The organism is Aeromonas sp. QDB54, from assembly GCF_027707385.1.
Taxonomy (GTDB): Bacteria; Pseudomonadota; Gammaproteobacteria; order Enterobacterales; family Aeromonadaceae; genus Aeromonas; species Aeromonas hydrophila.
This window is the reverse complement of the sequence record NZ_JAPCIT010000014.1, coordinates 29,458-49,220: the sequence shown is the minus strand read 5'-3', so window position 1 is coordinate 49,220 and position 19,763 is coordinate 29,458. Positions and strand designations below refer to the sequence as shown.

The window sequence follows — 19,763 nt, the reverse complement described above, 5'->3', positions numbered from 1 at the left end:
GTTCATGCGTGTTCATCTTCTGTCGGCCGCCCCTGGCTGGCTCTTGCTCTCCCTGCTGGCAGTTGGGCTCTCTCTGCCGCTGCAGGCCAAGCCCAGGCTGTCGGTGGCCTGGAGCCACTGGCCTCCGTTCAGTTACATCAATCCCCAGGGAACGCTGGATGGGCTGGACGTCACCCTGACCCGCCAGATCCTGAGCCAGGCGGGCCTGGAATCCCACTTTCGCAACCTGCCCTGGGCCAGGGCCATCCATCTGCTCGAGCAGCAGCAGCTGGACGTGGCCATGGGGGCGCTCGATACGCCGGAGCGGCGCGCCTTTGCCCGCTTCTCGGTACCCTATCGGCGCAGTACCTTCGTGCTGCTGAGCAACAACCCCATCCCGGGCCAGCGAGATCCCTGGCTGGCGGTGTCAGACCTGTCGCAGCTTTGCCAGCAAAGCCAGCTGCGCCTTGGCAAGCTGCGCGGCACCCGCCCCATCCAGCTGATGGAAGCGTGTCCCGCCCTCAAGCAGGCGAGCGAATACAACGCGGATGACCGGCTGGTCGATCTGCTGCTGGCGCGTCGCCTCGACGGCGTCATCATGGAGTGGCAATACGCCCGCTACCGGCTGCAACAGCTGGGGGCCGACGGCTTTATCCGCTGCCAGCTGCTGCTCCATCACCAACCGGTCAGCCTGATGTTTGCCAGCTCAGCCGTCACCGATGCGCAGCTCACCCGGGTCAATGAGGTGATTGCCGGCCTGCCTCCACCCGGCCGTGATGTAGCGCCGCCCCCCTGCCGGCTCGACAACCCGGCGGCTGAGCAGGTGGCGCCCGGCCAGTAATCAAGCGCGATGAAGGTCCATGAAAAAGGCGACCCTGAGGTCGCCTTTTGACTGTGACTGTGTCTGCACCACTCGATCAACCGAGCGGTGGGCAGGCCGATCAGCGCAGTTGCGGGGTATGCGTCTGCACGCCCTGGTTCTGGGCACGGTGGCGCAGCAGGTGATCCATCAGCACCAGTGCCAGCATCGCCTCGGCAATGGGCACGGCGCGGATACCGACGCAAGGATCGTGGCGACCCTTGGTAATCATCTCGATCGCTTCGCCTTCGGTATTGATCGTTTTGCCCGGCACCGTGATGCTGGAGGTGGGCTTTAAGCCTAAGCTCACCACGATATCCTGACCCGACGAGATACCGCCCAGAATACCGCCCGCATGGTTGCTGGCAAAGCCGGCCGGGGTCATCTCGTCGCGGTGCTCGGAGCCTTTTTGCTCCACCACCGCGAACCCGTCACCGATCTCCACCCCTTTCACCGCATTGATGCCCATCATGGCGTGGGCGATGTCGGCGTCGAGCCGGTCGAACACCGGCTCACCGAGGCCCACCGGCACATTGCTGGCGATGACCTGCACCTTGGCACCGATGCTGTTGCCCTCTTTTTTCAGGTCGCGCATGTATTGATCGAGCGCTTCCAGCTTGCCCGTATCGGGGAAGAAGAAGGGATTCTGCTCAATCTGCGCCGCGTCGAAGGCTTCTGCCTTGATGGGGCCGAGCTGGGAGAGGAAACCGGTGATCTCGATGCCGTGCACCTGTTTCAGGTACTTCTTGGCAATGGCCCCCGCCGCCACCCGCATCGCGGTTTCACGGGCGGAGGAACGACCGCCGCCGCGATAGTCGCGCTGGCCGTACTTCTGGTGATAGGTGTAATCGGCGTGGCCCGGACGGAACAAGTCCTTGATGTCGGAGTAGTCCTTGGAGCGCTGATCGGTGTTCTCGATCAAGAGCCCGATGGAGGTGCCGGTGGTCTTGCCCTCGAACACCCCGGAGAGGATCTTCACCTCGTCCGGCTCGCGGCGCGGCGTGGTGTAGCGGGAGGTGCCGGGCTTGCGCCGGTCCAGATCCCCCTGCAGATCCGCTTCGCTGATCTCCAGTCCCGGCGGGCAGCCGTCGACCACGGCGCCCAGCGCCAGGCCGTGGCTCTCGCCGAAGGTCGTCACACGAAAGAGTTGGCCGAAACTGTTCCCTGCCATGAGTGCTCCTGCTTAGCTCTTGTAAATCGCGAAATAGTCCTGGTACTGCACCAGATCGGCACGGCTCATCACGAACACGCCGTGACCGCCATTCTCGAACTCGACCCAGGTAAAGGGCACGTCCGGGAACTGGGCTTCCAGATGGATCATGCTGTTGCCCACCTCGACCACCAGCACGCCGTCCTCTTTGAGGAAGTCGGCGGCATTGGCCAGCAGGCGCTTGGTGAGCTTGAGGCCGTCAGAGCCGGAGGCCAGCGCCAGCTCGGGTTCGTGACGAAACTCGTCCGGCAGATCCGACATGTCTTCGGAATCCACGTAGGGCGGGTTGGAGACGATGAGATCGTACTTGTCGCCGACCGGCAGATCGCGGAACAGATCGGAGCGGATCGGAATGACCTGCTGCTCCAACCCGTGATCGTTGATGTTGCGCTCGGCCACGTTGAGGGCATCGACGCTGATGTCGATGGCATCCACTTCGGCTTCCGGGAACTCGTGGGCCATGATGATGGCAATGCAGCCGGAGCCGGTGCACAAGTCCATGATCCGGGTCGGTTCATGCTTGAGGAAGGGAGCGAAGCGGTTGACCACCATCTCGGCGATGGGGGAACGGGGGATGAGCACCCGCTCGTCCACGTAGAACTCCCAACCGGCATACCAGGCCTTGTTGGTCAGGTAGGCGGCCGGTACCCGCTCCTGCACGCGGCGGATGATGAGCTCGGCGATGCGGTGCCGTTCGCTGGTGGTCAGACGGGAGTGGCGCATGCCCGGATCCACGTCCGGCGGCAGATGTAGCGCGGGCAGTACCAGCTGCACGGCTTCATCCCAGGCGTTGTCGGTACCATGTCCGTAGAAGATCCCGGCGTCGTTGAAACGACTCATGGCCCAGCGCAACATGTCCTGGATGGTGTGCATCTCGGCAACCACCTCATCGATAAATATCTTGTCCAAATCCACCTCCAAGTCGAGTAATATCCGGCCCGAGAATTCTATACAGCGAGCAAGACGAGTACCTGATGAAAAAAACGCCCTCACCGACAGACGAGGAAACCCAGCTGTTCCGCGATGCGATAAAAGGTACCCGGAAAATCAAGCAAGATACCATAAGGGCCGACCTGCGCCCGGTCAAGCAGAAACGCGAACTGCGTGAGAGCCGCGAAAAGCTTGGGGTTGACCACTATTTCAGCGATGAGTACCAGCCCCATCTCGAGGCCGATGGACCGACCCGTTACGTGCGTGAAGATGTGTCAAAATTCGAGCTGAAAAAGCTCAAGCGCGGCAGCTATCCGCCGGAGATCTACCTGGACCTGCACGGCATGAACCAGCAGCAGGCCAAACAGGAGCTGGCAGCCCTGCTGACCCTCTGCCAAAAAGAGAACATCCACGTTGCCTCCGTGATGCACGGCATCGGCAAACACATCCTCAAGCAGCGCATTCCAAGCTGGCTGGCCCAGCACCCCAATGTACAGGCGTTCCATCAGGCCCCCCGCGAGTGGGGCGGCGACAGCGCCATCCTGGTGCTGCTGGATATCGAGGAGTAGCCTTCGTCCTCTGGCATGCTCTGGCGTACGTGCAAAGCAGCATAAAAAACCACCGCGACCTAGCGGTGGTTTTTTATGGGCACAGGCGCCTCCCCTAGCCTGCAGCTTCCACATAACGCTTGAAGTTGTCGAGGATCCCCTGCCAGCCCGCCTGCTGCTGGGCCGGGGTGTGGCTCGTCTCGGCATCGAAGGTTTCCTGCACCCAGGTGCCGCCCGGCTCGCTCGCAAACTGCACATCCACCTCGCGCCCGTCATCCATCACGAACGAGAGACGGGTCGGCGCCTCCACCCGGGTAAAGGTGCCGGTGAAATCAAAACCGGCGCTGCCATCCTTGGCGGCCATGTGATGGCAGAAACGCCCGCCCACCACCAAGTCGACCCGACTGCCGGTGGTGTGCCAGTCGCTGGAGGCCGCATTCCATCAGGCGATGCAGTCCGGATCGTTCCAGGCCCACCAGATGGCCTCTATCTCCTGCTCAATATGTGCCTCGATGCTGATCTTCATGACGCGCTCCGTGCCAGTTTGCTGTGATATGACTGGCCATGCCGGCCAGCTCGCTTGCGGATGCCAGCAAGTAAAGTCCAGCCGATGGCGCCGAGCCAGTCCATCTGACGGGGCTCATCACCGCCAACCCAGTGGCAAGGCGTTCCTTCTGCCTGCGGGACAAGGATCAAAAACGGCCGCACTATACTGAATATCAATACGTTATCCGCCATGGAGGTTGCATGTTCACACAGGGTTCCCATGCCGACATCAAGTCGTCTCTCGATGCCATCGGCGCCGCCGTTGCGGTGTTTTCCCTCGACGACGATGATCGCTTTACCCTGGTATCCGCCAACGACACCTTTGCCCAGGCCTTCGAGCTGGACGTGCTCGGCAGCATCGGCAAGCGCCTGAACGAAATGTTTCCCCGCTACATCACCGGCAGCATAGAGCAGCCGATGCACGAGTGCGTGAGCCAGCAGACGGGGCTCGAGAGCGAGCTGCCCATCGACACCCTGTCGCGCACCAGCTGGTGGCGCTTTGTCATCTCCCCCATCATTCCCGAGCAATCCCGCATCACCCGCATCATGGTCACCGCCATCGACATCACCGCCAAAAAGCAGCTGGAGGAGGCAGCCGCAAGCGCTTCGAGGCGGTGGTCAACTCCGCCTACGACGGCATCATCAGCGTCAACAGCGAGCCGCGCATCGAACTTATCAACACCGCTGCCTGCGAGATGTTCGGGGTGGACGAAAGCTACCTCGGCAAACGGCTGGAGACCCTGCTGCCCCAGCGCTTTCGGGCCAACCACGACGGCTACTTCAAGGCCTTCAGCAACTCCCCCATCAACTCGCGCCCCATGCATGCCCGCGCCTCCGTGATGGGGCTGCGTCGCGACGGCAGCGAGTTTCCGCTGGAGGTGACCATCGCCAAGATCAACCTGGGGCAGACCACCGAGATGACCGCCATCCTGCGGGATATCTCGGAGCGGGCCCGGCTGGTGGAGGAGCTCAAGGTGGCGGCCACCACGGATCCCCTCACCGGGATCGCCAACCGGCGCCGCTTCGACGAGTTGGTCAAGCTGGAGATGCAGCGCTGTCAGCGCTTCGGTCACACTATGAGCCTGCTGCTGATCGACATCGATCACTTCAAGCAGATCAACGACACCTATGGCCACCAGCAAGGGGATCAGGCCATTCTCAGCCTGGTAAGACGGGTCGCCAAACAACTGCGGGAGGTGGACATGCTGGGCCGCTGGGGCGGCGAGGAGTTCATCTTGCTGCTGCCGGAAACCTCGCTGGAGCTGGCCTGGGCCAGTGCGGAGCGGATCCGCCTCGCCGTCGAGTCGCAGCTGCATCAGCTGGGCGCAGGCACCGAGGTGCCGCTCACCATCAGCATCGGCATCAGTGCCAGCCTGGGCCCGCAGGATACGGTGGAACGCATGGTGCGCCGGGCCGATACCGCCCTCTATCTGGCCAAGAAACAGGGGCGCAACTGCTCAAGGAAGGCACTGCCAGACTCCCCCTGAGAGGCAATACGCGTCAGGCCTGAGAAACACTTATCAGGCCTGGCGCCTTAGGCTCAATTCATGGCCGCGACGCCATGTTCACTGCCCGGCCGGGCAAAGAAACCCAGCGGCCCGCCAGCGTCGCCACATGCCAGCGACACCTCCAGCACGGCCCCGTTGGCCAGCTGCCACTCGAAGAAGTCGTCAAATCCCGCCACGGTCAGCGCCCGGATCACCTTGGCCACCACGCCGTGCGCCACCAGCAACACCCGTTCCTGACGGCCGCTCTGCGCCAGTTCCGCCAGTCCCTGCCCGACCCGGGCAGTGACTTCGTCCAGCGATTCTCCGCCAGGTGGCGCCTCGGCCCAGCGCCGGGTGATGTTGCGTGCCCACAGCGCAGGGTAACGCTCCCTCGCCTCTTGCTTAGTCAGCCCCTCGAACACCCCCGACATGGCGCTCGCGAAAAGCGGGGGCTAGCGTCACCGGCAGCGCCAGCTCGTCCGCTACCAAGGCCGCGCTTTGCCGCGCCCGCAGCAAGGGGGAACTCAGCAGCCGCTGAAACGGGGCCTGCGCCAAGGCCAGTGCCCTTGCCTGGGCGCTGATCTGGGCCACCCCGGTGTCGCTCAGACCAATATCCAGCGCCCCCTGATAGCGCCCCTCGGCATTGGCCGGGGTTTGCCCGTGGCGCATCACCACCAGTTGCATTGTCTGTTCCTTTGATTGCGGCCGATGATCGCGCTGCCCGTTCTCACGGCTTGGGCGCAAACTGCTCGAAAACCTGCTGACCGGTCAGGGTCGGTGTCTCGTTTTTCAGCTCGTAGAAATCCGGCTTTTCGTCGATGAAGATCTGGCTCGCCAGCTGGAAGGATTCACTCTGAAACAGGCCAGCCGGCACTATGTACTCATCCGTCGGCAACAGGTGATAGAAAAGGTGGGTACCGCAGGTGGGGCAAAACCCCCGCTCCGCCCACTCCGAGGAGCGATAGGCCACCGGGGTGAGCCCGCGAAAGCGCACCTCCTTGCCACAGTGCACCGCAAACAGGGGGCCGCCGGACCAGCGCCGACAGGTGCTGCAGTGGCACAACCCCACCTCCTTATGATCGCCGGCCGAGACCTCAATCCCGCCGCACAAACAATGTCCCTTCATCACGCCCCCTTGCCTCTTGTTGTCGCTTGCCGTCGCTGACGTGACCGCGCCATCGCAGCCACTACCGGATCAGATGAGTACCATGTTGCGCCCTCGTCGGCCACCCCCCATCACAAAACCAGCTGCGGGATGGCTCATGAGGCCAACAGCCTGCGCTCCTGCAATGCAATCCGGTTGCCTTCCAGGTCCTGAAACTCGGCCACCTTGATGCCCTTCCCAACCTGTGTCACCGGGTAGAGCAGCCGGGCCCCGGCCGCCTGGGCCGTCGCCATCACCCGCTCAATCTCGCTGACCGCGAGATAGATCCGCGTGCCGTCGATACTGGGCACATAGCTCTCCCCTTTGGACAAGGCGCCGGAGCAACCCTCCACACCGTCCATCAGCGGGAACAGCGCCATCTCGTTGCCATCAATCTGGGTCAATTCGAACTCGATGCCAAACACACGGTGGTAAAACGCCGTGGCACGCGCCATATCCGTCACCGGGATTTCAAAATGCATGGCAATATTAAACATGAAGTCTCCTCTGATTTTCACTCATCGGCACAGTGATACCCCATTACGGGGTGACGGCCAATGTTTTTTAACTGCTGGGTATGCCTGCTTCGATAAAGATGAATATCTGGGTGATAGGTGACTGAGGAAAAAAAGGAGGCCGCGAAATAACTCCTGGCAGTCACCAATGTCGGCTCTCACAAATACTGTCTGATGGCACACAACCCAGATTTAAAAAGGGCCAGCGCGATATTTCCGACTGACCATACCCACCCTCACTCATTGTTTTCTGATATTTTTATCACCGAACACGCTTATACGCTGATAGAGATCCAGCACCGCACTCTATCCTTCAAAATTAGACACTGGTTTTATTTCACAAGGCAGGATATCGAAAAGGGGGACAATATGTCCCCCGACTTGGCAAGAGAGGTGTTATCCATTGCCGAGTTGATTGATTAAGCCGCTTCACGCTATTTCGCCGGCACCAGTACCCAGGGATCACCCTTGCCCGGTTCATTGCCCTGGGTCCACCACTTGGCCTGATAGATGGCTCCCTTGTAGCTCACCTTGTTGCCCGCCGTATAGACCTTGCTGGCGCTCCAGGCGGCCACATCCCCCACGGGGGGATCGGTCGGATCAACCGGCGCAGGATCCAGCTTGGCCACTACCCGCACCTTGGGCCAGTTGGCGTGGGAGCCGTAGAAGTTGGTCACACACTTCTCGTAATCCCCCGGCACCAGTGCCGAGTAGGCGGTCTGGAACCCCACCAGTTCACATTCGAACGAGTAGCCGCCCGGCCGATCCGGATAGTATTTCCAGTTGCCGTCCCAGTTGGTGTAGAGCACGTCGGTGGCGCCGTTGAGGTTAAGGCTGCCATAGGGGGTCTGCTGCCAGCAGGTGTTCTTCTCGTCGGCCTTGATGGGGATCTGATAGTGCTCGGCGAGCCCTTCCCAGTAGCGGATGCGGTTGACCGGCTGGCCCTTGTTCTTGTTCTGCTCGCCGCACTCGATGCCGCCATTGATGACGTTGATGGTGGTGCCAAAGCCATAACCGATGCCGGCGGCGATCTCGCGCTGGGAGGGCACCCAGGTGCGATCAATCACGTGCAGCATGGCGGGTTTGGGTGCCTGCGGGGTCAGGAAGAACCAGATGGCGGAGGCGAGGTTGAGCCAGGAGTCGGCCACCAGCCCGGGGTTGTTCAGCAACACGGACGCATCACCGTCAAACATCGCCTCGGAGAAGGCACCGTAGTTGAAGTGATAGGAGAGCTGCTTGGCGCCGCGGCCGAAATAACCCTGGCCTGTGCTGCAAGGCCACTTCTTGTTCTGCCAGTCGTTCTGGCCGCAGCCGGTGGTGTAGCCGGTCTGCCCCTCCGACCAGCCCATCTCGCGCACGTGCACCAGCGCCTGCTGCCACTCCTCCAGCGCCAGCGGGTTGTCGGAGATATTCTCCTTGGCGATGTGGCCGCCAGTTTCCTGGGCGAAATGGGCAAAGGCGGTGATGATGGATTTTTTGCAGATGGCATCGGCATCGCGGCCATCGGTATATTCGCCGCAAAAAGCCGGGAATTTCCCGACCGCCCGCAAGAAGCGCTCATAGGTATATTCCGGCGCCGCCATCTGGGTTAAATAATCCCAATCCGATTCGGTGAATACCCGCTCGACCCGTTTGACGTTATCCGGATTGCTGGCTGCCCTTGGCTTGATGGCATCGACAATGGTATTGGAACGTGTCGCCAACGCCTTTGCCCAAATCCCGTACATGGGATTGGCCGTCTTGGTTTTTTCAACCGCCGCCAGTTCTGGGGCGGAAATTACATATCCACCGGCATTTTGCGGGTCGGGTTGAATATTCATGGCATAACTTGGCAATGCGCAGGCAGCCGCAACCAGCCAGGCACAATGTGTAGGCTTGAACATAACAGACAGTCCTTATATCAGAATAACGTCGGGATAAGAGTCGCCTCGAGAGTAATCCTACAGACCACTAAATTCACGATGAAAATTAAGAATATTGCCGGAACTGTGAGCCAATTCACTCTGCCGGTTGGCGAGCATAAAATGCATTGTGGATAGATGTGATAACGAGCCTTTCGGCTATATGAAAATAAACCGAAGAAAAATGAGAAAAGAGCGGTCACACCGCTCTTTCAACGACACGATCCCATCAACGAGAAGCACCAAAGGGCGAACTGTACAGTGCTGCAACAGGCCTCGCCGAGGCCAGCCGCTTATCCGTGCCGTGCTCGCACCGCGCGGATCAGGATATTGCGGGGGGTCATGGGCTTGTTGCAAAACTCTCCCACCTCCACCCGGTAGCCCTGCTCTTGCAGGAAGAGGGCGCGATCCAGCACCAGCCAGAGTTCCAGCGGGCGACGAAACAGGTGACGCACCAGCTCCATGCGGGCGACATCGCCATAGCGCGCCTCCCCTTTTGCCAGAAACCCGGCGTAGTCTAGGCCGGCCGGCAATACCAGCCCCTTTCGCTCGGCGGCCCAGCAACAGAAATCCTCGAAGGTACCGGTCAGCAGGCTCTTTTGCATGTTGGGCACCGGCAGATACTCGTCCACCCCGCGCACCTGGCGCTGCAGGCAGTCAAAGGCCAGCCGCCAGGCCACCTCCTGCTCACGCAGGCGGGCGATGCGGGCGCCGCCGGTGACCGTCTCCTGCAGCGGCAACTTCAGATCGCTCTTGGCAAGCTGCAGCACACTGGCTTTGGCCGGGCCGGAGAGCGGGCGGTAGTGGCTGGTGCGGATCAGGTGATAACAGCAGGGGGAGAGGGTCACCCCCTCGGCACCGCGTGCCGCCACCTGTTCAATCAGATGGGTGTGCAGCTCGCCACAGGCGTGCAGCGCCATGGCGTGATGGGCCGGGGCGATCAGCTGGGCGGTATCATCGGCGAAGGCGTCGGCACAGACAAATGCCATGCGGGCACCGTCGCGAGCGGCCAGCTGGCGCCCCTCTTCGCACAATGGCGCCTGCAGCTCCAGGCTCAGCACCTCGGCTTGACGGTGCAGGGAGACCAGCCGCCCCAGGTGACCCTTGCCCGCACACCATTCCAGATAGGGGCCGCGGTGCACGGGCAGACAGGCAGTGAAGGCTTCAATCTGGGCCTGCTTGCGCCCCGGCATGTACATCGCCATGGTCCGCTCGCACGGGATGGGCTCGGCCGTCAGGGTCGGCAACGCACTCAGGGCATGCAGCGCTGACCCCTGCGGGATCCAGGGGGCCAGCAGCTCGGACAGGGCGGGCATGTCGCCATCGAGCCGCTCAATCTCGGCCAGCGACAGGGCATTGAGCCGTTCAGCCAGCGCCGGAGCCGCCTTGGCAAAGGCAAGGTCCAGGTGGTGGTAGGGTTGGTATTGCCACCAGTGCCGGGCTTCGCTCAGCAGTCGATCCAGTTGTTGAAAACGTTGAGCCAGCACGCGCGCCCCTGTTCTACCGTCAAAATGGAGGCTCATTCTAGCGATCCCGCGTCAAAAAGCACTCTCATCTATGCTGCTCCATCACAGCTGTCCCGCAGTCCTCCTGCGCCAACAGGTCCCGGTGATGCCCCCGCTGGCCGGCTGCGGGCCTGCCACCGGGCTTAGCCTGACAAAGAACGGGGTTTTGTGGTATATTCCGCCCCTTCATTATCTTGGCCTGCCCATCGCGGGCCATTTTACCAACGTGAATGGAACCAAAACATGACCATCAATGCCATCCTGCAAGCGCGCGCGGGCGCCAAGTGTGAACTGTGCGGTGCCGAACAGGCGCTGACTGCCTTCGCGGTCCCCCACTCTCCGGCCAGCGATGATGATCACAGCGTTGCCCTGTGCGACACCTGCCGTGGCCAGCTGGAGCAGCCGGCGACCACAGTGGTCAACCACTGGCGTTGCCTGGGCGACAGCATGTGGAGCCAGGTGCCTGCGGTACAGGTCATGGCGTGGCGCCAGTTGAAGAACCTCTCCGCTCAAGGCGAGGTCTGGGCCCAGGACATGCTGGACATGATGTACATGGAAGAAGAGACCAAAGCCTGGGCCGAAGCGGGCATGGCCAGCGACGATGACGACAGCGTGCCCACCGTCGACTCCAACGGCGCCGTATTGGTCGAAGGTGACTCGGTTACCCTGATCAAGGATCTGGACGTCAAGGGCGCAGGCTTCACCGCCAAGCGCGGCACCCTGGTGAAGGGCATCCGCCTCACCAACAACCCGCTGCACATCGAAGGCAAGGTCAACGGCGTGCAGATCGTACTGGTCGCCGCCTACCTGAAAAAGGCCTGATCGCCCTCAGCCCTGCTAGCAAGAGCGCCCCTCGGGGCGCTTTTTTGTGCCTGCCGATAACACTACCTCCCCCTTGTTCTCGCTTAGGACCGTCGCGACACAAGGCCCTACGCCGGCATGCTGTCTGCCGTTATTTTGAGCGAAAAGTTGGTGTCATCAGCAACCCTGTGGCACTCTGGCGTTTCATGGACTGACCTACCCCCGACACCGCGAGTGTCATCACTGCAAAAGGAGCACGCCAGATGGCCAAAGTCAGCAAGAAAGAGATCAAGCAGAAGATTGCCGCCCGCCTTGAGAAAATTGCCAAGCACGAGAGCAAGATCAAGAAGCTGAAGAAAGCCCTGAAATAAGGGCCGGCAGCATAAAAAAACCGCCTGATGGCGGTTTTTTTGTGGCGATATCAGTCGCAAGCTACGTTCAATGGCCATGCTTGCCATCCCCTGGCCAGTACCAATACCTCCTGCTCCAGCCACCAACCCTGTCCGACTAGATGCATGAGCGTCTCTGCCAGCGGATTGCCCTGCCCGCCGGGCACCGAGGCTACCCACTAGCCTTCTCGCCAAGAACCGCCGATGCGTTACTGGCAAACTCGGGACAAACGGCGCAAGCTGGTTGTCATGCATGCCGCCCGCTGTCGGGCGGGAGCCGGCCGGCGATACCTTCACAGGGGCTTTCATGACGCAACCAACAGCACCGCAACCCGCCTCCTCCTGGCAGCTTGCGGACATTCGCGAGCTGACCCGGCTGTTCATTCAGGCTCTGCCTGCGACGATACAGCTCACCGAGGCCGTCCATCAGGCGGTATTGAGCGGCATGGGCTTCAAGGGGCGGGAAGAAGGAAAGACGACGGGGATCACCGGGCTGGTCTACAAGGGGGTATATGGCGCTGCCAGCGCGCTGGGCAGCGGCATCCATGCCCTGCTTGCCCGTCTGCCGCCAGCCCCGCCTTTGCAGCAAATTCCCGACACACCCAGTCGCGCCGCCCTGCTCGCCACCCTCAATGGCGTGATGGGGGACAAGCTGGTCGAGAGTCACAATGCTCTGGCCACCCCCATGACCCTGCGTTATCTCGGCAAGCCCCTTAGCTGGCCGGCCCTGCCGGCGCCACTGCCCCCTCGCGCACGGGTACTGCTGATGGTGCACGGGCTGTGCATGAACGATCTGCAGTGGCAGACCCGGCATCAGGATGCACCGGTCAATCACGGGGAGATGCTGGCCAAGGCGCTGGGTTACCTGCCCATCTATGTGCGCTACAATTCGGGCCTCTCCATCGTGCAGAACGGTCACGCACTGGCCCGTCAGCTGGAAAAACTGGCGACCCACTGGCCCGGCGGCCTTGGCGAGATCAGCGTGCTGGCCTACAGCATGGGCGGGCTGGTGATCCGCAGCGCCTGTCACAGCTCCGACCTGGCCGCCCAGGCCTGGCCGGCTCACCTTAAAAATTTGCTGTTTCTTGGCACGCCCCATCATGGCGCACCGCTCGAATCCGCCGGCCACTGGCTGGAGCAACTGCTGCCGGCGACGGCCTACAGCGAGCCGTTCGTCAGGCTGGCACAGCTGCGCAGCATCGGCATCAAGGATCTGCGCCACGGCAAGGTGATGGACTCATCCCCAACCCGGAATCCCCCTTCTTCCCCCTTGGCCGATCCTCGCACCCCCTTGCCCCTGCCCGGCGGAGTCCGCTGTTTTGCCATTGCGGCCACCACGGCAGCCAAGCGCAGCGTGCTGGCAGATCGGTTGATTGGTGATGGTCTGGTGCCCTTGCGCAGTGCCCTTGGCCTGCATGACGAGGCACGCCACCAGCTGGCCTTTCTCCCCGCCCATACCATGATTGCCTATCGCACCAGCCACATGGCGCTGCTCGGCAGCCCGCAGGTGGCTCGCCAGCTGCTGCTCTGGCTACAGAGCGATCACCAAGAGCAGAGCCCGGCTGGGGAGCACGACTCGCAATAGGCCAACACAGCCATTCCGGTTATCTTCGACATAAAGTAAAAAACCGCCAGCTGGCGGTTTTTTCATTGTCTGACGATCACATCAGGCGAGCGCGGCCAAATACCCGGATTGAGCTGCCGGGCTCGGGGGGGATCTCGGCATGCAGGTGCGACGCCATCCCCATATCCTCCCCTTGAAAGAGGTCGATGATGCCGCCGTGGGGCCAGTGCAGATCCCGCAGGTAACCGGCAAAGGCCGCGGTGGCGGCGCCGGTAGCGGGATCCTCATACACGCCGCCATAGGCAAAGGGGTTGCGGGTATGAAACAGCTGCTCGCGGGCGGCATACGCCAGCAAGATGGTCACCAGCCCCTCTTGCTGCATCAGGGTCCGTCCCTCGGCCATCTGGTAGTGCATGGCTGCCAGGGCGGCGCGACTGTTGAGCACCAGCACCAGATGATCGGCGCCGCCATGAATGAGGGCCGGTGGAATGCGGGGATCCAGGTCTGTCTGGGTATAACCAAACAGTGCCAGCGCGGCGCTCACCAGTTCGGCAGGGGCTGGTTTACTGCGAGTGGGGGGCGATTGCAGCGCCGCCTGCCACTCCCCTTCCCCATCCAGCCAGCTCGAGACCGAGATGGTGGCCTGATTGAGTTGCAGTTGATACTCGCCGGCGCCAACCCGGCGGGCCAGCGCCACCCCAAGGGCAATGGTGGCGTGCCCACAAAACGGCACCTCGGCGGCAGGAGAGAAATAGCGAACCCGCCACTGCCGCGGACCAGCCTGCTCATCCACCGGCGTTGCGGGCGTGGGCAAGGGCGCGGCGAACGCCGTCTCCGAAAAGCCCACCTCGGCGGCGATGCGCTGCATCTCCTCGACACCGGGCAGCTGCGACCCCAGCCAAACCCCGGCCGGATTGCCGCCCTTGGCACCGGTGGAGAAGGCGGCAATGCGCACCAACTCGGGTTCCCATTCACGCTCTGTCATCGCTCGCTCCTGACTGTCGCCGACATGATTGGCCTGCACTTGCCGCGGGCCGCTTTCCATAAGATAGCGAGCCCGCCGCGGCCGGTAAATTAAATGGTACGCGGGTGCCGCTTGGGCGCCGCAGATCCGGGCCACAGCAGCTACGTTTGATGCGTGTCTGTATAAGGTCCTGTTGTGGAGCACCCTATGTATTCTTACACCCTCACCTTCAAGGAGGAGGTCGACAAGTTGACCGCCCCCGAACAGGAGATCAGCCTGCAGAGCCCCGCTCAGGCAGGCGACTTTATTATCCTCTCCGACGGCAGCCGCCATCAGGTGATGTTTGTCACCCACCGCGCCCACTACAGCAGCCTCTACCTCGACAAGGGGGTTCGAGTGCCGCAGGGCTAGCGAAGCCATCAGCCGTTGCAGACAACAAAAGCGCGGCTCTGGCCGCGCGTTGAACGTTCCGGGCAGATCAAGGGATATCAGAGCACCTTGATCACCGGCTGGTGCATGATGGCAACCTCGTTCTGATAGACCACCAACTCGCCCGGCGGCATGCCCCGTTCACCCAAAACGGTCACAACGCACTCGTAGCGGTAAGGGCCGCTGGTGAATAGATAGGTGTGGTTGCCTCCCGTGCCCTCCACCCTGACGGTGCCATTGCTGAGCACCAGGTCCGGCTTGTCGCTGAGCGCCTTGCCCTTGGCCCAGGAGGCATAGCGATAACGGCCGTCACCCAGCTCGTCGATGCGAATGGTAAATTTCTCGGTCTGCCACATCAGCTCGGGGCGCTGGTACTCCCGCAGACCGGGATAAAGATCGCTTTTCTGTTTGGCGACAAGCTCGGCCTTGCGTTTTGCAGCCTGCGCAGTCTGATGATTGATGCCGATCACCTTGCCATCAAAATCCAGCCACACCTCGCCACTGCCCAGCATGATGCCGCGCCAGCCCATGGCCTGCCAATCCTGCCCGACCCGGGAGCTGGCAATGCTGTTTAAAATGGCGTCATCAAACACCTCGTCGAAGCGGGCCACCATCTCGGACGTGCTCTTGATGACCGGGATGGGATACTCCTGCTTGAAGGGATACTTGATCTGACGGGCAAGGACCTGTGGATCCCGCCCCTTGGCGGCATCGATCACCCTCTGTACCAGAGGACGATACTCGGCGCCGAGCTGCGGCTCCTCGGCATCAACTGGCGCCATGGCCAGCAGCCAGCCCAGCAGCGACACCAGAACAAGCGACACCCAACTGCGCGCACGCCTTGACGACCGAGCGACGTTCAAGGAAACCAGCCACTGCATCTTGCTCATGCCCCCTCCTCAATCAGCTTGGCCATCACATATTCATCGACATATGCACCATCGACCCTCATCGTATTGCGTTTGACCCCTTCCACCTCGAATCCGCAGGCGCGGTATAGCGCACAAGCCCGGGCATTGTGATACATGACGCTCAACTCCATACGGGTAAAGCCATGCGCCCTGGCCCACGCCTCCAGCGCAGACATCATTTTTTTGCCAAAGCCCTGTCCAGTTGCTGAATGTTGAATGCCGATAAAGCAATACAGTACATGTTTGTTGCGATTTGCCGGTTGACCGATGCCCACAATAAAACCTGCAATCTCGTCATGCTCCGACAGTACCAGCATGACTTTGTTGTCTGCACTGACAAACGAGGCCAATATTTGAGCTTGCTCGATCTCAGTCGTGGTGCGCTCACCCGGCTCATAGAGCATAAAAGTTGTTTCATTGTCGAGTCTGTTCATCAAGGCCAGTAGGTTATCTGCATCCGATACCCGAACCTGTCTCACTTCCATCTATTTTCCCCTCCATGGGACTTTGTTTTTCCCGTTCAAATACGACTACTGATCACGCCGGATCCTGCAACCAATATTCATAGAAATCTGTCTCGGCATGCTTGGGGTTGGGTCCCCGATATTGCCACCCGCAGCGCCGATAGAAACGCAGCGCCCGCGGGTTGAGACGGCTGACCGACAACACTATTCGCCGGCAGCCAGCCTGCCACAAAGTACGACCGATATATTGCAGCAGCAGATCGGCCATGCCTTGACCACGAGCCTGTGGCGTCAAATAGATCAGGTATATGTAGCCGGTTTCCGGTTCGGCTGAGACAGTGCAAAACTCCAGCTGCCCCACTATCTCGTCCCCCTGCCAGACATGCAGATAATGCCACTCTTTGTTGGCCAGCCTCGTCGCCATCCGCTCCCGATAACCCGCCAGAAACTCGTCAAATCCCTCGTCGCGGTGGAAGCTGCAAACATAGGCGTCCCGACGGGCTGCCACGCAAAACTCATAGTCACGCGCCAGGTTTATTTTTTTGAATTCGAGGTGCATGCGCCATCCTGTTTCATTGGGCAGACAGGCTATGGGTCCAGACAGATATAAACAGTGAGCAATGGCATCAGTCGAATGACTCTTCAGCCTCTCTGATAGTGGAGGAGATCAGCTGTTCGAAGATTTCCATTTGTCCGGCAGGAATAAGCTGAGATTGCATCAATCTACGTTTTTCCGGACCAAAACACCGTTCGGCCACCCAGCCAATCAAATAAACCAGTGAGAGGCAGCCGCCTGCCGTTGCAATATTTCCTTGCACGACCAGAGGAGCGTCCTGAACATCACCCCCCATCTCCAGCAACTGGGCTTTGGCTGCAGGGTTGGTTGTTAATTTCTTTCCCTGCAGCAAGCCCAGCTCATGCAATATGAATGAACCAGCACAAATTGAGCCAATCAGCTGGCGCTGCGGATCCAGCCGCAATGCGGACATGAACTCGTGGTCTTGCAGCGCAGCAGGGATACCACGCTGCCCGCTGGTGATCAGCACCACATCCTGATCCTGTGCTTCCGCCACATCTCCATCCGTCTTTACGTTGATACCCAGTGCAGAGCCATGCTCAGGCTTGGTTCCCAGTATTTTCACCGACCAGCTCTCTTTGCTTCTCCCAAGCAGGTCATACATCAAGAAAAAATCCACATCGGTGAAATCATCAAATAAAACAATACCAACCTTGTACATGGCTACCCCGTCCTCCTGTGCAGATAATCAAATGGATATGTAATGCGCCGCATGAAATATCACGTCATGTCGCCTTGAGATGCTTTTTCACCTTCTTCAACGCCATCTTGCGCTTTAGCGGCGAGAGATAATCGATAAACACCTTGCCCTGCAGGTGATCGATCTCATGCTGCATCACGATGGCCAGAAAATCGCTGCTCTTTACCGTGATAGGCACACCATGGCGATCCAGTGCCGACACCACCACCGAGCCGTAACGCTCAACATCGGCATAATAATCCGGCACGGACAGACACCCCTCTTGCCCAAACGCCGGTTCAGTGCCGCTTGTCACTTGCGGATTGATCAACACCAGCGGCTGATCCCGTTTTTCTGACAGGTCGATGATGACGATGGCCTCCTTGCGCCCCACTTGCGTGGCCGCCAGACCAATACCATTGTCGGTGGCATAGAGGGTCTCCAACATGTCATCAATCAGGCCTTGCACGGCCGCAATATCCTCAACCTGCTCGGCGTTGATGCTCAATCGGGGATCAGGAACCGTTAAAATCTCCAGCCTTGCCATGAGGGCTCTCCGTCAACCATTAGTAACGACGACTCTTCCCTCGTCACCGGCCAGGACAAGGAGATGAACGCCGGCTCTTCCGCTACCACCTGACAACCGAGGCGCCGATAAAATTCTATTGCCCTCTGATTGGCGCTAAAGCTCGACAGGGTCACCCGGAGTCTCCCCTCAGATGCTGCCTCGCGATGCAGCCGCGCCATGACGGCCGAACCAAGCTGCCGACCCTGATAACGGGGGAAGATAATCAACAGATGAATGTGCAGCGCATCGTCGTATGGCTTGCAGCAGAGCAGACCGACTCTCTCCCCCTCTGCCAGGATCCACGAGAACCAGTGCGGCTGATATTCGCTGGTCAACCGCTCGCGCTGAAAGTCGTCATCCCAGCCAAACACCGCCTCGACATAGGGAAAGATCCCCTCCTTGACGGCCGCAAAGCGCTGTTCAAACTCACTTGTCGCTATCTCCGCCAGTTCGATCTCCATTCCCTCTCCTCGGCTCAACCATCTTGGCGGCCTGATGACCACCTCTCGTCAGACCGTCCACCCGCCATGGCGGTCATGTCGCTCGGCCCCAACATTGATTTTCATTTGGGTATCTTACCGGACAATCTGGAGATGAAAAGACGGCAGGCATAAACAGGCGGGATAAGGGCAATAAGCCCCCGTTCAACCTCTCGGTAGAGGATGCAGAGACGCAGACCAGAGATTCCCCATGATGGGATGGGATGGGATGGGATGGGATAGCGTCCGGGGCGGCACCAGACATGGGTAGAAATCGGGCCAACCGTGGGCCCGATGGGTTTAAGGGAGGCTCACCTCCTTCATAAAAATCAGCCGCAGCGGCTCTGCCAGCAGAACCTCCGCCTCGGCGGCAAAGGCCTGGAAATAGTCCGTCTGGCAGTGGCTGTCCAGCGCGGCCTGATTGATGAACGCCTCGCGCATGTAGAAGGTGCCCGGCTCGTCCTGCAATTCAAACAGCACGTAATCCAGGTTGCCCGGCTCGCGCCGCGTCGGCGCAATGAGCTTTAGCAGCTCGCGGCGCAGTGGCTCTCTCATGCCGGCGCGGGCTTTCAACACGGCGATGGACACCCGTTTCTCTTCACTCATCTTGGTCTGCTCCATGTTCTCAAGGGTAAGCAAAGGGGCCCCAATCCGGGCGCTGCCTTTGCGTCGAGCTGCAGTGTAAGAGGAGCGGCCAGGCGGGATATAGCCGGGCAGGATGGACACTCTGTTCAAGCCACTGAACGAGTCAGCGCCTAGAGCGCCTCTATCTTCACCTTGATAAGCCCGGCGCGAGGATTGCCGATGGCGCTGAAGGCCGCTTTGGAGAGATCGATGATGCGCCCGCGCGGGAAATTTCCCCTGTCGTTGACCCTGACTACCACGCTCTTGCCGTTGGCGAGGTTGGTGACCCGTACCATGGCGCCGAAGGGCAACTCCATGTGGGCGGCGGTGTTGGCGTGGCGCTGATAAGGCTCGCCACTGGCGGTGCGCTTGTTGTGGTAGCGATCGGCGTAGTAGGAGGCAAGCCCCGTCTCGCTATAGCCGCGCCAGCTGCCGCCGTGGCTCTCGTCATAGCGGCTGCTGCAGGCCGCCAGCAGCACGGTGAGCGACAGCAGCAGCCCCTTTCGCAAAAATTGCCCCTTTTCAACCATGTGCCTTGTCCTTGCTCCCCTGCGGGGTTGTCGATGCCAATGAAGCGCTAGCGGGCATGAGCGAACCGGCGTGGTGCCGGCCAGCCATGGCCGCGCCGCTACTTTGCCACAGTTTCCAAACAAAACGGGAGGCCAAGCCTCCCGTTTTCATACCTCGTCC

20 protein-coding genes and 3 pseudogenes are annotated in these 19,763 nt (G+C 60.6%); 6 read left to right on the top strand and 17 right to left on the bottom strand.

Annotation, left to right across the window (positions count from 1 at the left end; translation table 11 throughout):
• The first annotated feature begins 4 nt into the window (after positions 1 to 4).
• Positions 5 to 820 carry a substrate-binding periplasmic protein gene (locus PG881_RS14635; RefSeq protein ID WP_270800889.1) on the top strand — a complete coding sequence of 272 codons (816 nt, stop codon included), beginning with the start codon at positions 5 to 7 and terminating at the stop codon, positions 818 to 820.
• Positions 821 to 920: 100 nt separating this feature from the next.
• Here PG881_RS14635 and aroC read toward each other — a convergent pair whose 3' ends face one another.
• Positions 921 to 2,009 (bottom strand): chorismate synthase, encoded by a 1,089-nt coding sequence (gene aroC, locus PG881_RS14630; protein ID WP_270800887.1) that lies wholly within the window; start codon positions 2,007 to 2,009, stop codon positions 921 to 923.
• A 12-nt stretch (positions 2,010 to 2,021) separates the two neighbouring features.
• Entirely contained in the window at positions 2,022 to 2,957 is a 936-nt protein-coding gene (prmB, locus tag PG881_RS14625; protein WP_270800885.1) for a 50S ribosomal protein L3 N(5)-glutamine methyltransferase, read from the bottom strand.
• A gap of 65 nt (positions 2,958 to 3,022) precedes the next feature.
• On the opposite strand from prmB, the gene smrB reads away from it, so the two are divergent.
• The gene (gene smrB, locus PG881_RS14620; protein WP_011706199.1) at positions 3,023 to 3,547 is read left to right on the top strand and encodes an endonuclease SmrB; all 525 of its coding nucleotides are present in this window, start codon (positions 3,023 to 3,025) and stop codon (positions 3,545 to 3,547) included.
• A gap of 94 nt (positions 3,548 to 3,641) precedes the next feature.
• Here the strand turns inward: smrB and PG881_RS14615 are convergent.
• Positions 3,642 to 4,052: pseudogene (locus PG881_RS14615) on the bottom strand (SRPBCC family protein).
• 221 nt (positions 4,053 to 4,273) lie between these two features.
• Here PG881_RS14615 and PG881_RS14610 point away from each other — a divergent pair.
• A pseudogene (locus tag PG881_RS14610) lies at positions 4,274 to 5,559 on the top strand (sensor domain-containing diguanylate cyclase).
• A 53-nt stretch (positions 5,560 to 5,612) separates the two neighbouring features.
• Here the strand turns inward: PG881_RS14610 and PG881_RS14605 are convergent.
• The 5 genes and pseudogenes from PG881_RS14605 to PG881_RS14585 all read right to left on the bottom strand — a co-directional run bounded on the left by PG881_RS14605 (position 5,613) and on the right by PG881_RS14585 (position 10,642).
• Positions 5,613 to 6,243: pseudogene (locus PG881_RS14605) on the bottom strand (histidine phosphatase family protein).
• Between the two features lie 43 nt (positions 6,244 to 6,286).
• On the bottom strand, positions 6,287 to 6,685 hold the full coding sequence (locus tag PG881_RS14600) for a GFA family protein (RefSeq protein WP_043163700.1): 399 nt from the start codon (positions 6,683 to 6,685) through the stop codon (positions 6,287 to 6,289).
• 134 nt (positions 6,686 to 6,819) lie between these two features.
• The gene (locus tag PG881_RS14595; RefSeq protein ID WP_270800881.1) at positions 6,820 to 7,200 is read right to left on the bottom strand and encodes a VOC family protein; all 381 of its coding nucleotides are present in this window, start codon (positions 7,198 to 7,200) and stop codon (positions 6,820 to 6,822) included.
• Between the two features lie 452 nt (positions 7,201 to 7,652).
• The gene (locus tag PG881_RS14590) at positions 7,653 to 9,101 is read right to left on the bottom strand and encodes a chitinase (RefSeq protein WP_270800879.1); all 1,449 of its coding nucleotides are present in this window, start codon (positions 9,099 to 9,101) and stop codon (positions 7,653 to 7,655) included.
• A 311-nt stretch (positions 9,102 to 9,412) separates the two neighbouring features.
• On the bottom strand, positions 9,413 to 10,642 hold the full coding sequence (locus tag PG881_RS14585; RefSeq protein WP_270800876.1) for a methyltransferase: 1,230 nt from the start codon (positions 10,640 to 10,642) through the stop codon (positions 9,413 to 9,415).
• Positions 10,643 to 10,867: 225 nt separating this feature from the next.
• Between PG881_RS14585 and PG881_RS14580 the strand changes: the two genes are divergently transcribed.
• Together PG881_RS14580 and PG881_RS14575 are read left to right on the top strand one after the other, a co-directional pair.
• Positions 10,868 to 11,446: a PhnA domain-containing protein gene (locus PG881_RS14580; RefSeq protein WP_016350625.1), complete on the top strand. Its 579-nt coding sequence runs from the start codon at positions 10,868 to 10,870 to the stop codon at positions 11,444 to 11,446.
• 675 nt (positions 11,447 to 12,121) lie between these two features.
• A complete protein-coding gene (locus PG881_RS14575) occupies positions 12,122 to 13,399 on the top strand; it encodes a lipase family alpha/beta hydrolase (RefSeq protein WP_270800872.1) in 1,278 nt (425 codons plus the stop codon).
• A gap of 76 nt (positions 13,400 to 13,475) precedes the next feature.
• Here the strand turns inward: PG881_RS14575 and PG881_RS14570 are convergent, their stop codons facing one another.
• Entirely contained in the window at positions 13,476 to 14,363 is an 888-nt protein-coding gene (locus PG881_RS14570) for a PhzF family phenazine biosynthesis protein (protein WP_270800869.1), read from the bottom strand.
• 186 nt (positions 14,364 to 14,549) lie between these two features.
• Here PG881_RS14570 and PG881_RS14565 point away from each other — a divergent pair, with 186 nt between their 5' ends.
• Positions 14,550 to 14,753, top strand: coding sequence for a hypothetical protein (locus PG881_RS14565; RefSeq protein ID WP_042867481.1), 204 nt, complete (start codon positions 14,550 to 14,552; stop codon positions 14,751 to 14,753).
• Between the two features lie 77 nt (positions 14,754 to 14,830).
• On the opposite strand, the gene PG881_RS14560 is transcribed toward PG881_RS14565, so the two are convergent.
• The 8 genes from PG881_RS14560 to PG881_RS14525 all read right to left on the bottom strand — a co-directional run bounded on the left by PG881_RS14560 (position 14,831) and on the right by PG881_RS14525 (position 19,603).
• On the bottom strand, positions 14,831 to 15,661 hold the full coding sequence (locus PG881_RS14560; protein ID WP_408770415.1) for a hypothetical protein: 831 nt from the start codon (positions 15,659 to 15,661) through the stop codon (positions 14,831 to 14,833).
• The gene (locus tag PG881_RS14555) at positions 15,658 to 16,167 is read right to left on the bottom strand and encodes a GNAT family N-acetyltransferase (protein WP_270800861.1); all 510 of its coding nucleotides are present in this window, start codon (positions 16,165 to 16,167) and stop codon (positions 15,658 to 15,660) included. Before PG881_RS14555 ends, PG881_RS14560 begins: the two co-directional genes overlap by 4 nt.
• A 52-nt stretch (positions 16,168 to 16,219) precedes the next feature.
• Positions 16,220 to 16,705, bottom strand: coding sequence for a GNAT family N-acetyltransferase (locus PG881_RS14550; protein WP_270800858.1), 486 nt, complete (start codon positions 16,703 to 16,705; stop codon positions 16,220 to 16,222).
• A gap of 67 nt (positions 16,706 to 16,772) precedes the next feature.
• On the bottom strand, positions 16,773 to 17,384 hold the full coding sequence (locus tag PG881_RS14545) for a DJ-1/PfpI family protein (protein ID WP_270800856.1): 612 nt from the start codon (positions 17,382 to 17,384) through the stop codon (positions 16,773 to 16,775).
• A 64-nt stretch (positions 17,385 to 17,448) separates the two neighbouring features.
• A complete protein-coding gene (gene def / locus PG881_RS14540; RefSeq protein WP_270800854.1) occupies positions 17,449 to 17,949 on the bottom strand; it encodes a peptide deformylase in 501 nt (166 codons plus the stop codon).
• The gene (locus PG881_RS14535; RefSeq protein WP_270800852.1) at positions 17,928 to 18,431 is read right to left on the bottom strand and encodes a GNAT family N-acetyltransferase; all 504 of its coding nucleotides are present in this window, start codon (positions 18,429 to 18,431) and stop codon (positions 17,928 to 17,930) included. Before PG881_RS14535 ends, def begins: the two co-directional genes overlap by 22 nt.
• 318 nt (positions 18,432 to 18,749) lie before the next feature.
• Positions 18,750 to 19,070, bottom strand: coding sequence for a putative quinol monooxygenase (locus PG881_RS14530; RefSeq protein ID WP_270801031.1), 321 nt, complete (start codon positions 19,068 to 19,070; stop codon positions 18,750 to 18,752).
• A 134-nt stretch (positions 19,071 to 19,204) separates the two neighbouring features.
• Positions 19,205 to 19,603 (bottom strand): septal ring lytic transglycosylase RlpA family protein, encoded by a 399-nt coding sequence (locus PG881_RS14525; RefSeq protein WP_017410169.1) that lies wholly within the window; start codon positions 19,601 to 19,603, stop codon positions 19,205 to 19,207.
• Positions 19,604 to 19,763: the final 160 nt, after the last annotated feature.

Excerpts from the sequence above, each read along its gene's own strand:
- PG881_RS14635 (WP_270800889.1), top strand. The coding sequence starts at position 5 with ATGCGTGTTCATCTTCTGTCGGCCGCCCCTGGCTGGCTCTTGCTCTCC.
- aroC (WP_270800887.1), bottom strand. The coding sequence starts at position 2,009 with ATGGCAGGGAACAGTTTCGGCCAACTCTTTCGTGTGACGACCTTCGGC.
- smrB (WP_011706199.1), top strand. The coding sequence starts at position 3,023 with ATGAAAAAAACGCCCTCACCGACAGACGAGGAAACCCAGCTGTTCCGC.
- PG881_RS14600 (WP_043163700.1), bottom strand. The coding sequence starts at position 6,685 with ATGAAGGGACATTGTTTGTGCGGCGGGATTGAGGTCTCGGCCGGCGAT.
- PG881_RS14595 (WP_270800881.1), bottom strand. The coding sequence starts at position 7,200 with ATGTTTAATATTGCCATGCATTTTGAAATCCCGGTGACGGATATGGCG.
- PG881_RS14590 (WP_270800879.1), bottom strand. The coding sequence starts at position 9,101 with ATGTTCAAGCCTACACATTGTGCCTGGCTGGTTGCGGCTGCCTGCGCA.
- PG881_RS14585 (WP_270800876.1), bottom strand. The coding sequence starts at position 10,642 with ATGAGCCTCCATTTTGACGGTAGAACAGGGGCGCGCGTGCTGGCTCAA.
- PG881_RS14580 (WP_016350625.1), top strand. The coding sequence starts at position 10,868 with ATGACCATCAATGCCATCCTGCAAGCGCGCGCGGGCGCCAAGTGTGAA.
- PG881_RS14575 (WP_270800872.1), top strand. The coding sequence starts at position 12,122 with ATGACGCAACCAACAGCACCGCAACCCGCCTCCTCCTGGCAGCTTGCG.
- PG881_RS14570 (WP_270800869.1), bottom strand. The coding sequence starts at position 14,363 with ATGACAGAGCGTGAATGGGAACCCGAGTTGGTGCGCATTGCCGCCTTC.
- PG881_RS14565 (WP_042867481.1), top strand. The coding sequence starts at position 14,550 with ATGTATTCTTACACCCTCACCTTCAAGGAGGAGGTCGACAAGTTGACC.
- PG881_RS14560 (WP_408770415.1), bottom strand. The coding sequence starts at position 15,661 with ATGAGCAAGATGCAGTGGCTGGTTTCCTTGAACGTCGCTCGGTCGTCA.
- PG881_RS14555 (WP_270800861.1), bottom strand. The coding sequence starts at position 16,167 with ATGGAAGTGAGACAGGTTCGGGTATCGGATGCAGATAACCTACTGGCC.
- PG881_RS14550 (WP_270800858.1), bottom strand. The coding sequence starts at position 16,705 with ATGCACCTCGAATTCAAAAAAATAAACCTGGCGCGTGACTATGAGTTT.
- PG881_RS14545 (WP_270800856.1), bottom strand. The coding sequence starts at position 17,384 with ATGTACAAGGTTGGTATTGTTTTATTTGATGATTTCACCGATGTGGAT.
- def (WP_270800854.1), bottom strand. The coding sequence starts at position 17,949 with ATGGCAAGGCTGGAGATTTTAACGGTTCCTGATCCCCGATTGAGCATC.
- PG881_RS14535 (WP_270800852.1), bottom strand. The coding sequence starts at position 18,431 with ATGGAGATCGAACTGGCGGAGATAGCGACAAGTGAGTTTGAACAGCGC.
- PG881_RS14530 (WP_270801031.1), bottom strand. The coding sequence starts at position 19,070 with ATGGAGCAGACCAAGATGAGTGAAGAGAAACGGGTGTCCATCGCCGTG.
- PG881_RS14525 (WP_017410169.1), bottom strand. The coding sequence starts at position 19,603 with ATGGTTGAAAAGGGGCAATTTTTGCGAAAGGGGCTGCTGCTGTCGCTC.